We start from the raw sequence: 14,096 nt of genomic DNA, 5'->3' as shown, positions 1-14,096 counted from the left end.
CCATGAATGAAAATGGATTAAATTATATTGATCTCTTTGCTGGTGCCGGTGGACTTTCAGAAGGATTTATACAAAGTGGCTATAGACCGGTTGCACATGTGGAAATGAATGAGCATGCAGCAAAAACAATAGAAACAAGAATAGCATATTATTACCTAAAAGATAATGGCAAAATTAAAAGTTATTATGATTATGAAAAAGGAAAAATAACCAGAGAACAACTTTTGGAGAAAATACCAAAAGAGGAACTTAAGACTGTAATTAATCAAGAAATGTCAGAATCCACAATTAAAGGGATTTTCAACACAATTGATGATATCAAAAGGGAAAAAGAAATTGATAAGATTGATGTAATTATAGGTGGTCCTCCCTGCCAAGCATATTCTTTGGTGGGAAGAGCACAGAGCAGTCATATGATTGTTCCAATGGAAGATGATCCAAGAAATGAATTATATAAGATGTATGTTCAATTCCTTAAGAAGTATAAGCCAAGAATGTTTGTGTTTGAGAATGTGGCGGGCATAAAGACTGCGAGAGGTGGGGTAGCATTTAAAAATCTCCAGACATATATGAAACGTGTGGGTTATGAAATTGATTATCATGAGTTGAACGCTCAGAATTTTGGAGTATTACAAAGTAGAAAAAGAGTAATTATAGTAGGTTGGCTTAAAGGTACAGGTTATGAATATCCGTCATTTGATGTGATCCATAGTAAAGCAGAAGTATGGGATTTATTGAAGGATTTACCACCATTGACTCCAGGTATTGAGGCAAGAGAACATACGATGAATGATATGCGAAGACTAAAAAAATATGTTAAAGATAATGGTATTCGCATGAAATCAGATGTATTAACAGGTCATGCTGCAAGACCACATACTGCACAGGATATTGAAATATATAAGAGAACAATAGACATGTGGTTTGAAAACGAACAGCATGAACGTTTGAAATATGATGATTTACCAGAAGATTTGAAAACACATAAAAATAGAACTTCATTTGTAGATCGATTTAAAGTTGTTGAGGGTGATATGGATCATTGTCACACAATACTTGCTCATTTATCGAAAGATGGACATTATTTCATTCATCCAGATATAGAGCAACATAGATCAATTACAGTGCGGGAAGCAGCAAGAATACAGTCGTTTCCAGATAATTATTATTTTGAAGGACCAAGGACAGCACAATTTGTTCAGGTGGGGAATGCGGTTCCGCCAATGATGGCAAAGGTAATAGCAGATAAAATAAAAGAACAATTAAGAAAATAAAATTGGAGGTTTTGCAAATGGGTATTGTTGAAAGTACATATGCTGAGTTAAAGCAACAAGAATTGAAAAATAATCCATATAGTTGTTTGCATATGGCTGATATTGACATCAATCCTCATCAGGTTGAAGCATTCACATTTGCACTATCTTCATTAAAGCTTGGTGGAGCAATTCTTGCAGATGAGGTAGGTCTTGGAAAAACTATTGAGGCTGGCTTGGTCATCAAGTATTTGCTATGCAGTGGAAAAAATAAAATACTACTTATTATGCCATCAAATCTGCGAAAGCAATGGCAAGTTGAATTAGAAGAGAAATTTGATATTGATTCATTAATTGTGGATAGTTCTAACTGGGAGGATTATCTCGCAAAGGTAAAGAGTAAACAAGCAGTAATTATTGCTTCCTACCACTTTGCCTCAAAAAGAAAAGCAGAGTTCGGAAAGATAGCTTGGGATTTTTGTGTATTTGATGAAGCACATCGGCTTAGGAATGTATATAAGAATGGTTCAAAGATGGCTAACTCATTATATGAATTAACAAAGGGAATTCCAAAGATTCTATTAACTGCGACTCCTATGCAGAATACTTTACTTGATATATATGGACTTGTTCAGTTTATCGATGATAGAGTTTTTTATAGTAAGCAGATATTTTCCGAAAGATATTTGCGAGGAGAAGATTACAATGATTTGAAGGCTTGTTTAGAACCTGTTGTGCAAAGAACTTTACGAAAAGAAGTAGCAGAGTATATCCAATTTTCAGAGCGTAAAGAAATGACAATTGATTTTGAACTATCGCCAATGGAGATAGAACTTTATGTGATGATAAATAATTATCTGAAAAAGGAAATCTTGTATGCTTTGCCCAATTCACACAGAACACTTATTACATCTGTTATTAGAAAATTGCTTGCATCATCAAGTATGGCAGTTGCAGAAACCTTCAAGGTATTAAAAGGCAGACTTGAAACTTTGAAGGAAACAACTAGAACTGAATCAGCGGATGAAAGTATTGATTTTTTCCTTAGTTTTTTTGATGATGATGAAATAGAGAAGGATGATGATAGTAAGCAGGATGAATTATACACAAGAGAAAAGGTAAATGAATTTATTCAGCATGAAATAGATGAGGTAACAGCCATTATTAATAAAGCTGAAAGTATAAAAAGAAATGCGAAGATGACAGCCTTGAAACAGGCAGTGGAGAAAGCTTTTGTATTTCAAAATGAAGCTGGCATAAAACAAAGAATTGTTGTGTTTACGGAATCTATTAGAACGCAACAATACATGTTTGAAGAATTATCTCATGCCGGATATGAAGGTCAGATACTTAAGTTTAATGGTAGTACAAATGATCCTGTTACTAAACAGATTTATAAGGCATGGAAAGCTAGAAACTATGGAAAGTATGTGGGTAGTAGAAATGTTGAATTGAAGAATGCCATCGTAGAAGCATTTAGGGATGAATACAAAATTTTGCTTGTAACAGATTCCGGTTCGGAAGGATTGAATCTTCAGTTTTGTAATACGATTATAAACTATGACCTTCCTTGGAATCCGCAGAAGATAGAGCAGCGAATTGGTCGCTGTCATCGTTATGGACAAAAGAACGATGTTGTGGTTATTAATTTGCTTAATACTCAGAATGTAGCAGATAAGAGAGTATATGAAATTCTTTCAGAAAAATTCGAGTTATTCCAAGGCGTATTTGGTGCATCAGATAAAGCTATTGGATTATTAGAAAGTGGAGCAGATTTTGAAAAAAGAGTTACACTTATTTATCAGGAATGTAAAACGACATCAGATTTTACAAAGCAATTTAAGAATTTGGAAAAGGAATTAGAAAAGAAACGAAACAAGAAAATGGATGAACTGAAATCCATATTTACATATAAGACAGAGGAACAACATAAGTTGCATTTTAATAGTATTATGGAAGAAATAGCGGAATATGATTCACAGTTTGAGTATTGGAATGGTAGAAGTAAAGAGGAAAATGGGACATGTCCAAAGTACTATGAAACTAATATAGACTTGGAAATTCCGGGAATTCAACACGGATATTTACTTGTTGGTGGTTCTTATGTTGGTGAGATTCTTGAAGATGCAGTATTTGAAATTATTGATATAACAGGGAAGATATATGGTGTTTCAGATGAGTTGGCTAGAGAGCTTTGTGAAAAATTGCAGGAGCAGTGCCTGGAAGAAAAGACACCAAATAATCAAGAAATCCTTTCATATATTGACAAAGTGGATGAATTTATGCAGCAGAAATATGCAGAATCTAAAAGAACAGTTTTGATTGCTAATCAGAAAAAATTGGATAATTGGCTACAATTAAGAAAAGAGGAATATTTGCTCAGAGTCAAGGATACATCAGAATTAGACGAGCTTAAAGAAAAATATGCAATTGAAGGCGATTTTAGACAGAAGATTGCATTAAAAAAACAAATAGAAATTTTAGAAGAACAGAAACAAAAAATGGTACGGGCATTTCATGATGAAATGTCGACATTGGAAGAAGAAGCTGTAAATATGCAGAAGCAGTTTGCAGAAGATATATTGGTAAACACACAATTGGTAACAAAGATAGTGATTAAGTTTTAGGAGGCTACCATGGAGAAAAAAGGCAAGTTAGAATTGACTTGGGTTGGTAAATATGAGGAAGAGAAACTTGAACCAAGAATATTAATTGAAGATAAATCAAAATCATATGGTGACCCGGACACAGAAAATATGTTGATTCATGGAGATAACCTTCTTGCGTTAAAAGCGTTAGAGAATAAATTTAGAGGAAGAGTAAAGTGTATATATATTGACCCACCGTATAACACGGGTAGTGCGTTTGCACAGTATGATGACAATCTTGAACATAGTATATGGTTAAGTATGATAAGGAAACGTTTACTTATACTTAAGGAATTATTATCAGAAGATGGTACTATTTGGATAAGTATAGATGATGATGAGCAGGCATATTTGAAAGTATTGTGTGATGAAATATTTATGCGTTCTAATTTCGTTAGTAATGTTATTTGGGAAAAAAAATTTTCTCCTCAAAATGATGCAAAATGGTTATCTGATTCACATGATTTTATTTTAGTCTATGCAAAAAATAAAAACCTATGGAAACCGAATTTATTGCCGAGAACTGCAGGAATGAATAGTAGATATAAAAATCCGGACAATGATCCAAGAGGACCATGGACATCAAGCGATTTTACAGCTCGAACATATAGTGGAAATACGGATTATCCAATTACAACCCCAAGTGGTAGAGTTGTAACGCCAACAAAAAGTCGTAGTTGGATTTCGTCTAAAGAAGAATTTGACAGGTTAGTGAGTGATAATAGAATTTGGTTTGGCATTAATGGTAATAATGTGCCAAGAAAAAAGACGTTTTTAAGCGAAGTTAAAAGTGGAAGTGTGCCAATGACTATCTGGAAATATGAAGATGTAGGTTCGACGCAGGATGCAAAAAAAGAAGTGAAGCAGATTAATCCTGAGGATCCATTTGCTACACCAAAACCAGAAAAGTTAATTGAACGTATTCTAGAAATTGCCACAAAGCCAGGAGATATTATCTTGGATTCTTTTTTGGGATCAGGTACAACTATTGCAGTTGCTCATAAAATGAACAGAAGGTGGATTGGAGTAGAAATTGGAGAACAAGCATATAACCAATGCAAATTAAGATTGGATAAAGTTATTGATGGAAATGATGGTCTTGATATATCTAAAAAATTAGGTTGGCAAGGTGGTGGGGGATATAAATTCTACGAACTTGCAGAACCATTACTTGTAAAGAACAAAGTTCTTCCAGTTTATCAAATAAATCCATCCTATACATGGGATATGGTATGTGAAGCTATTTGCAAGATAGAAGGATTTACCTATGAACCATCTGGGGAGTTTCAAGGACATTCATCAGAGAATCGATTCATACATATTACGGAAGAATTTGTTAATACAAAGTATGTGATGTCGATAATGAAGAACTTAGGGGATAAGCAGAGTTTACTTATCTATTGTAAGAAAAATCAAGCTGACATGATTCTTCCAGAGAATGTGGAAGTGAAAAAAATACCAAAGGATTTATTGGATAAATGTAATTTTGAAAGTGAGGTGCAGGAATAATGAGTTCAGTAGATAAAATCAAATGGGCTATGAGCCTGCGTGATCCTCAGTATGAAGCGCTACAATACTTTGATGCAATCAGTTCCAAGATTGAGTATAGAACTAGTTCAAAAGCTGAAGCAGAGAAAATAGCATCAGAGAATTGCCAAGCTCCACATACAATATCTGTAGATAAGGAATTTGATTTTCCATCATTCTGCTTTGATATGACAACCGGTATTGGTAAGCCCCGTTTAATGGGTGCATGTATTTATTATTTATACAAAACAAAAGGGTACAAACATTTCTTTATTCTGGCACCAGGAAATACGATTTACGACAAGATGCGTCGAGAGGCGGTCCCGGGACATCCAAAATACATGTTTAAGGGACTTGAAGCAGAGATGGGAAGACCCAAAGTTTATGATGGGGAAAATTATTTATCATACCCGGTAAGATATATCCAAGAGGAAATGGTGGTAGAAAAAACATCTGATATTCAGATATTTATCTTTAATATTTCAAAGATTTTTACTAGGGGAGATATCGAATTTAAATTTCACAAGTTTAATGAAAATTTGGGTGGCTCTTTTGCGGATGTGTTACGTTCGTTTGATGACTTGGTTATTTGTATGGATGAAGCGCATCGTTACTATGCCCCAGCATCAAAGAAAGCGATTAATTATCTTAATCCAGTGTTGGGATTAGAATATACTGCTACACCTAAAAGTACAAATAAGAATATTATTTATCACTACGGATTAGAGGATGGAGCTGGGAAGTTTTTGAAGATTCCGGTTGTTATGGGAAGAACAAATACAGCAGGATATTCAGTTGATGATATAGAGGAAATGAAGTTGAAAGATGGAATCAAGCTTCATGAGAGAAGAAAGTCCATCGTATATAAATATTGTATAGATAATCAATTAGAACAAGTAAAGCCAATTGTTTTGATAGCTTGTAAAGATACAACACATGCTAGAAAAATAAAAGAAAAAATAGATTCCGATGCTTTTTTTGGAGGTCGTTATGTTGGTAAGGTTATTGAAATTGACTCCAGCACAAGTGGTGCAGAGACAGAAGAAAACATTCAGAAATTACTAACCATTGAGAAAAATACCAATCCAATTGAGATTGTGCTGCATGTATATAAGCTGAAAGAAGGTTGGGATGTAAATAATCTGTTTACGATTATCCCACTTAATGCTGCAAAGAGTGATATATTGGCACTTCAAACTATTGGTAGAGGATTGAGGCTTCCTTTTGGTGAGATAACGGGTATTGAGGAATTAGATACCTTGGATATTGTTGCTCACGATCATTATCGAGAGATTGTGGATGATATCAAAAATAACCCTGTATTTAAGAAGAGAAATCTTGATGAGGAAGATATACCGAACACAAAAACAGTTATGGTAGAGCCAGCAGTTGAGAACCAGCAGATTTCATTATTTGATGAAGCGTTATGCGAAAGTAAAGTGAAATCATACCAAGATTTGAATAATGAAAATGTGGTGGAGAATCTGTTTGCTGAGTATCAGAAAGCATTTGTAAAGAAAGTAGCACCCAAGAAGTCCGAAAGTGATAGTGGACAGATGTCTATTTTTGATTATTTTGCTAACGATAATGAAAAAGAAACAAATGATGGCACAGCATCAGAGCACAAAATGACACAGACGGGCATGGGCACTGATGCAGTTGATACATCATTTACTGTACATCAGGGGGATGCTTCATTACAGATTGATTTACAGAAGTCATCTGGCAGTAAGAATGTATTGCCATATGCAAAACAAGAGTTTATCAAGAAAGTTGAAGAGTTAAAGAAAGTTGCTATCTCTGTTCCAAAGATTGGAATTAGCTATAGTTCAACAATTACATTTAAGTCTTTTACTGTTAAACGAAATATTATGGATTTTGATGTTGCGGCATCGAGAATCGAGAGATATGACGCTGTAAATGGTAAGTTGCTGCAAGTGCTGGATGCAGATGCACTTATTGTAGAAAATCCTGAGAATATGCTTGCAGTTTCTTTATTGGAGAGTATTCCGGAGTTTAGTTCTGATGATGCAGAATTTATTCTTGAGGTGGTTGATCAGTATCTCGCATTAATCGAAGGTACGGATGAAGAAAAAAAGAAGATTGTCCGTAGATATGCAACTGTTATAGTAGAGGACTTAAGAAAACAGATATATGCGTCAAAGGAAGAAAGCACTGAGTTTGTATTTAACGTTCAGAAAGACCTTATTGTATTCAAATCATTTGCGAAGAATATGAAGGAAAATGGACGACTGAATTTTAAGAAGGAAGTGCCAGATAAGAAAAATATTAAGCAATATTTGTTTGAAGGCTATAAAAAATCATATTATGCAGAGAATGCATTTGATAGTGATGATGAGAGAAGGTTGTCCGTGGTATTAGAAGAGGATTCAGAAGTTATTAGATTTATAAAGCCGCCTTTGAATCAGTTAGGACTATTTTATAAGGCAGCAAAACAGTATAATCCTGATTTCTTAGTAGAGACGGCTGATAAGAAATATATGATTGAAGTGAAGGCTGCAAATCAAACAGATAATGAAGATGTACAGGAAAAAGCAAAGGCTGCAATTAAGTGGTGCGAATGTGCATCACAGGTGGATGCGGACGGAAAGACTTGGGAGTACCGCCTAGTGCCAGGGGATAAGATTATAGTAGGTAATACATTCAAATATGTAATTGGTATGGCAATTCCTGTTGTAGTAGACGGAGAATAAACGGAGGTTGTAGATGGCTGATATAAAGGATTTTAAACATGCTATTGTTCGACAGAAGATTTTAGATGCAGTACGAAAAGACTTAATAGGACCAACATCAGATTGTGAACAATTGAATGAAGTACCAACGAGTAGTTATATTACGGGATTATTATATCCGGCTGATACAGATGTAACGGAAGATGAAAATTACAATGATGTAGAGTTTACAGAAAAGAATTTCGATGCTGATGGAGAAACTTTGGAGGCAGGAATTTTTGAAGAAGAGGAACCAGAGGATAGAGTAAAAGGTGGTTTTCAGAAGCCGTCTTCTATAGGTGTGTCTTTCTATGTCTCTGATGATGTTCAAAAGGTTAATGCTTATATTAATTGGGGAAAGTATTATGCAGAACAGGTGCAAGGTGAAGTAATAGATGAAACCTTAGAAGAAGATGCAGAGAATAAGAAAAAGAAGAAACATACCATATATATTCGTGAGCAGATGAATGATGTTGTGGAAATCGATTTTAATCTGATGGGGCGTTCGAAGCAGATTCCACTTGAGTCTAATGGAAACATCTATATTTATGTTATGAAGATGCAGTTAGACAATGGATACAAGATGGTATCGGTTTATTTGCATAATAATGATAAGTTAGATGGCGATGAAAAAGAATATGCAAAGGTAATGTTCCAAGTGGAGATGCTCATAGCAGATGATTTGATGAGTCCTATTTTTGTACCAGAATATCTCTGTAGAAAAGTTGAATTAGAGGATGAATATTATTATAAAGGCAGACCAGTTTATGCAAGAGGAAGAGGTTGTGCTGCTACTTGGGAAAAGAAAGCAGAAGAGATAAATGCAACTGCTATAAAATCATCATTTATTCCAGATTATGAAATTCCAAGTGTAAGTGCACAGATAGATGATATGCCGGAGCATGCCTTTTCGATGCTTCAGATGGGCTCACCAAGGAAAAAGTCAGAAGTTATTCAGAATCTTCGTACATTGACAGAAATGTATGGAAGTTGGATTACAGATGCATTGACAAACGACGAAGCTATGCATGATGATAAATTTAAGGCAACAGGTCAGACTATTATTGATAAATGCAATGATGCAAATCGTAGGATGAATGCTGGAATTGATTTGATTGAAAACAATGATAAGGTATATCAAGCGTTTGTATTTATGAATCAAGCAATGTATTTACAGAGAAGTATTACAGCTTTTTCAAAAGATTATGGTAATGGCATTCCTTGCAGCTTAAGAGATTATATGACTGATATGCCAGAAAAAGGAAGAAAGAAAGATCACAGTGAGTGGAGACCATTCCAGATTGCATTTGTTCTTTTGAATTTGTATGGGATTATGGATGGTGAGTCTCCGGAACGAAATATTGTTGATTTATTATACTTCCCTACTGGTGGTGGTAAGACAGAGGCATATTTAGGGCTGATTGCTTTTACTATAGCATATAGGAGACTGACAGCTTCAGATGAAACCGATTATGAGAAAGATGGTGGAGTAACAGTATTTTTAAGGTACACGCTTCGTTTACTTACAACTCAGCAGAGAGACAGACTGATGCGTCTTATTGTTGCAATGGAACAATTGCGTGAGAAGAATGAAAAATTATATGGTAAGGAAAGAATTTCAATTGGATTCTGGGTTGGAGGTAATGTTACCCCAAATAAATTTAGCGAATACAGCGATTCTGATCAATTTAAGAAGAAAGAATTTATAAGGAAGCTTACAAAGCAGATTATTAAATGCCCTTATTGTGGTAAGGAAATCACACGGGATGAATATGACATCAATGAAAAGGGAAAGTATGTCAAAATTCACTGTGCAGATAAGAATTGTATGTTTTCGTTAAAAACAGGAAGAACCATACCGGTTTATCTTGTTGATGAGGAAATTTATGCAAAGTGTCCTACTGTGATTATTTCGACTGTAGATAAATTTGCGAGACTTCCATGGTCTGAACGAGTTGGTTTGCTATTTGGCAGAACAGATAGATATTGTAGTAGATGTGGACATATTGCTATTGGAGAAAAGCATGCAGGAAGACATAATGCAGATGTCGCAGCGGGATTGGAAAGGGCTGAAACGGTTGCATGTAAACAATTCTATCCTCCTGAGCTAATTATACAGGACGAGCTTCATTTAATTACTGGTCCTCTTGGAACGATTTATGGTGGATATGAAACTGTTGTAGAAGAGATGTGCTGTATTGAGAAGAATGGAAAGAAGATTCGACCTAAGTATATTGTTTCAACAGCAACTATTAGAAATGCTGGGGAACAGATTAAGTTTCTTTATGGGAGAAATGAATTTGCACAATTTCCGCCAAGTGGCTTTGATACAAGAGATTCATTTTTTATTAAGGAAGTACCGCTTCCAACTGAAAATTTAGTTGATGCTTCAGAAGAAAAAATCAGTAGAATGATTAGTGATGGAAAAAAGCCATTTCGTCAATATGCTGGTATATGTGCGAGCGGACAATCTGTAAAAACAACGCTTATTCGTTTGTATTCGATTATTTTGCAAACAGCACTAGATATAGCAAAGAATCCGGAATATGAGGATTATATTGATCCATATTACACATTGATTGGCTACTTTAATAGTATTCGAGAATTGGGTGGTGCAGTGCGCCTTCTTGACGACGATATAGCAAGCCGTATTCGTGTTGTAAAGAATAAATATAATAGCTCAGAACAGAGATATCTCAGTTTTGAGGGAAAGAAGGAAATTACATCTCGCATACCTTCATGGGAGATTGCGCAGGTTCTTGAAAAGTTAGCAATTTCTTATGATAAAAACAAGGAGAAGCAAGGCTGTTATGATGTTGTCATTGCAACTAATATGATAGCGGTAGGTATGGATGTTGACCGTTTAGGACTTATGTCAGTTGTAGGTCAGCCAAAGCAGAACTCTGAATATATTCAGGCAACAAGCCGTGTGGGTCGACAGCATCCTGGAATTATTTTTACTGTTTATAATCCTTACAGACCAAGGGATTTGTCTAATTATGAGAATTTTGTTGGTTTCCACTCACAGATGTATAGATATGTAGAAGGAACTACAGCAACGCCATTTGCGGCTAGAGCTAGAGACAGAGTATTACATGCATTGGTAGTTTCTTTACTAAGATTACAGGTAGAGACGATGGCTGATAATGGTGGAGCATCAAACATTAATGATATTTCTGATGAACAAATCAAAGATATAAAAGACAAAATTCTTGAGCGAGTTAAGATAACTGCACCATCGTCTTATGTAGATACAGAGAAAGAAATGGATGAGTTTATCAATACTTGGAAGAACATTGCAAAAGACGAAAAGCTATATTATTTTGTTCCAGCAGTAGCTGATGATAAGAAGAGGCTACTTACATACTATGGCGAATATTATGGAGACAAAGAAAAACCAACACTAAGTTCTATGCGTGATGTTGAGCAATCATCAACAGTTTTTTATTGGGAGGGTGTCTGATGAATTTTTATAAAAAATTGGGCGAGATTCGTCCGAATCAGTTAATAACTACATATGGACCAGGCTCGATAATGGATGCTGTAAATGATTCATTGACAGTTTTAGATATAGAGTACTGGGATACTAACAATATTGGTAAAGAAATTAGAGATGCAAGATTGGCTAGTTATATGAATGTTCGACGATTCTTTATGCCAAAGACAGGTGGAAAAGAGGATATTCCAGTTGTGTCATTTCCATACTATCATGTGTGTTCAAAGGGAACATGTAAATTCTTATTTGATATGAGAGATTACTTTGATATGGACCAGTACAAAAAGAATCAAGGTGAAGTGAAATGCCCTAAGTGTGGATTTCCAGCATACCCTTCGAGATTTATAACGGTATGCGAAGATGGGCATATGGACGATTTCCCTTGGAGATGGTGGGTACATCATGGAGAAACAAGTTGTAAAGAAGATATGTACCTAAAATCAATGGGTAATACTTCATCACTTGCAGAACTCCGTGTTGAGTGTAATTGCGGTGCAAGGAGAGTTATGTCTGGAGCAATGCAGAAGGAAAAATTTGCTGGTCTATGCTGTTCAGGAAACCATCCGCATAGACCAGGAGCAGAGGCGAAAATTTGTAAGAAGAGTGTAATACCTAGCCAGCGTGGTGCATCTAATGTGTATTTTACAGTCACAAGAAATGCAATATCAATTCCACCTTGGACAAATCCTATTAATGATATCATGGGTGCACAAAGAGCAACTATTGAAACATTGGTAGAGGCTATGGGAGAAGAGGCAGGTCTTTCATTTGCTTATCAGAAGTATTTTGGAGATAAATATTCTTATGAAGACTTTATAGCTGCCTATGATAGATTAAGCCAAAATATCAAAGAGTTTACTGAACTTAAAGAAATGGAGTATGCAGCTATTACGCATCATGAGGATGTCGAGTATCAACATGATGTTAAGTATTTCAAAGCAGAAGAAGTTACTTTGAGTGAAAGTTTAAAAGAGTATATTTCTAGGATTATTAAAATACATAGATTACGTGAAGTACGAGTTTTGACAGGTTTTACAAGATTGGAAGCACCAGAACCAGAAGTGGATGAGCAGTCACATATCGTAAAATTGAAGTGCTCTTCGGGAGAAAAATGGCTTCCGGCAGTCGAAATCAATGGTGAAGGTGTATTCATTGAATTAAATAAGGAAAAAATAAACCAGTGGATGCAGATAGAGACTGTGAAATCTCGTTCTGATAAATATGAGGAATGTTATGCAGCATATTGTCAGAAAAAAGGATGGGAGAATTTTAAACCAAGAAATGCAGAGTATGTGTTGTTACATACACTTTCACATATGTTGATTAAGGAAATGTCTATGCAGTCAGGATATTCATCATCTGCATTACATGAACGCATTTATAGTAGTGAAAATATGTGTGGAATTTTAATTTACACAGGTGCGGCGGATAAGGAAGGTTCACTAGGTGGACTTGTTGAACTTGGCGGAATGAATAAGTTTTTGCCGCTTTTAAAAGGGGCACTGGAGAATGGTTTAACATGTACAACAGACCCAGAATGCTTTATGAAGAATCCGACGAGTGAGAGATTAAATGGGGCTGCCTGTCATTCTTGTACTATGATATCAGAAACTGCATGTGAAAATGGTAACCGCCTACTTGATAGAGCATTAGTAGTACCGGTACCGGAGCATGAGAAAATGGGATATTTCAGAGAATTGGTGAGAGATTTATGTGGAATACAAGTGTAAAAATTGAGTACATTGCAGGGCTGATAGTAGATGCACTTGAAAATTATTCTGTTAATGGAGAGAGTGCACAGTTTTATCGTGTGATTAAAGAACTTAGAAAACATTTTACTAATTGTTCGGAAGGGGAGATAATAGATATAATTAGCCTTTGCATGAAAATGTATTCGTCAAAGAAAATTGAACACGCAGAGCTTGTCCTTACTGCACCAGATTCATTCCGTGTGATAGCATTAAGAACCAAAGATACAATGCGTAATCTGATAGAGAATACAGAAAAGAGTCTTACTATAACTGGTTATTCAATCTCAGATTATTTTGCCGAAATGCTTGATGTTATTATTGAAAAAAGCCAGCAAGGAGTATATGTTCGTATATATGTGAATGATACAGAAAAGCAGAAGGAAGTGCTTGACAGACTGATGTCATATCGTTCGCGATTCTTACAGATATATGAATATCAAAAGCAAGAAGATGACAAGATGGCAGCATTGCATGCGAAACTTATTGTATCAGATGTAAAGAAATCACTGGTGTCGTCAGCTAATCTTTCATATCACGGAATGCAAGGAAATATTGAAATGGGATTCTTGATTGAATCCCATGACAAGGCAAAGCAGATAGAGGAGGTTATGAAGGAAATGGTAAGGATGAAGGTGTTTGGAAAACAAAAATAATTACGAAAAAGATAAATATCCGTTCCTCATATATGG

The 14,096-nt window shown here is 35.3% G+C and carries 7 protein-coding genes; all 7 read left to right on the top strand.

Annotated features, from left to right (window positions below; translation table 11 throughout):
* The first annotated feature begins 2 nt into the window (after window positions 1-2).
* From CLOL250_RS00555 to CLOL250_RS00525, 7 genes are read left to right on the top strand one after another with little or no spacing between them, the layout of a single operon-like run.
* Window positions 3-1,274 (top strand): DNA cytosine methyltransferase, encoded by a 1,272-nt coding sequence (locus CLOL250_RS00555; RefSeq protein WP_008399877.1) that lies wholly within the window; start codon window positions 3-5, stop codon window positions 1,272-1,274.
* 17 nt (window positions 1,275-1,291) lie between these two features.
* On the top strand, window positions 1,292-3,880 hold the full coding sequence (drmD, locus tag CLOL250_RS00550; RefSeq protein ID WP_008399876.1) for a DISARM system SNF2-like helicase DrmD: 2,589 nt from the start codon (window positions 1,292-1,294) through the stop codon (window positions 3,878-3,880).
* Between the two features lie 9 nt (window positions 3,881-3,889).
* A complete protein-coding gene (locus CLOL250_RS00545; protein WP_008399875.1) occupies window positions 3,890-5,410 on the top strand; it encodes a site-specific DNA-methyltransferase in 1,521 nt (506 codons plus the stop codon).
* Window positions 5,410-8,142, top strand: coding sequence for a DEAD/DEAH box helicase family protein (locus CLOL250_RS00540; RefSeq protein ID WP_008399873.1), 2,733 nt, complete (start codon window positions 5,410-5,412; stop codon window positions 8,140-8,142). The genes CLOL250_RS00545 and CLOL250_RS00540 overlap by 1 nt, the downstream gene beginning before the upstream one ends.
* Before the next feature lie 13 nt (window positions 8,143-8,155).
* The gene (drmA, locus tag CLOL250_RS00535) at window positions 8,156-11,623 is read left to right on the top strand and encodes a DISARM system helicase DrmA (RefSeq protein ID WP_008399872.1); all 3,468 of its coding nucleotides are present in this window, start codon (window positions 8,156-8,158) and stop codon (window positions 11,621-11,623) included.
* The gene (gene drmB / locus CLOL250_RS00530; RefSeq protein WP_008399870.1) at window positions 11,623-13,386 is read left to right on the top strand and encodes a DUF1998 domain-containing protein; all 1,764 of its coding nucleotides are present in this window, start codon (window positions 11,623-11,625) and stop codon (window positions 13,384-13,386) included. Before drmA ends, drmB begins: the two co-directional genes overlap by 1 nt.
* Window positions 13,368-14,060, top strand: coding sequence for a phospholipase D-like domain-containing protein (locus tag CLOL250_RS00525; protein WP_008399868.1), 693 nt, complete (start codon window positions 13,368-13,370; stop codon window positions 14,058-14,060). The genes drmB and CLOL250_RS00525 overlap by 19 nt, the downstream gene beginning before the upstream one ends.
* Window positions 14,061-14,096: the final 36 nt, after the last annotated feature.

Source organism: Clostridium sp. L2-50 (genome assembly GCF_000154245.1).
Lineage (GTDB): Bacteria > Bacillota > Clostridia > Lachnospirales > Lachnospiraceae > Coprococcus.
Note: the sequence above shows the minus strand (reverse complement) of the source record. Positions and strands in the feature narration are given on the sequence as shown.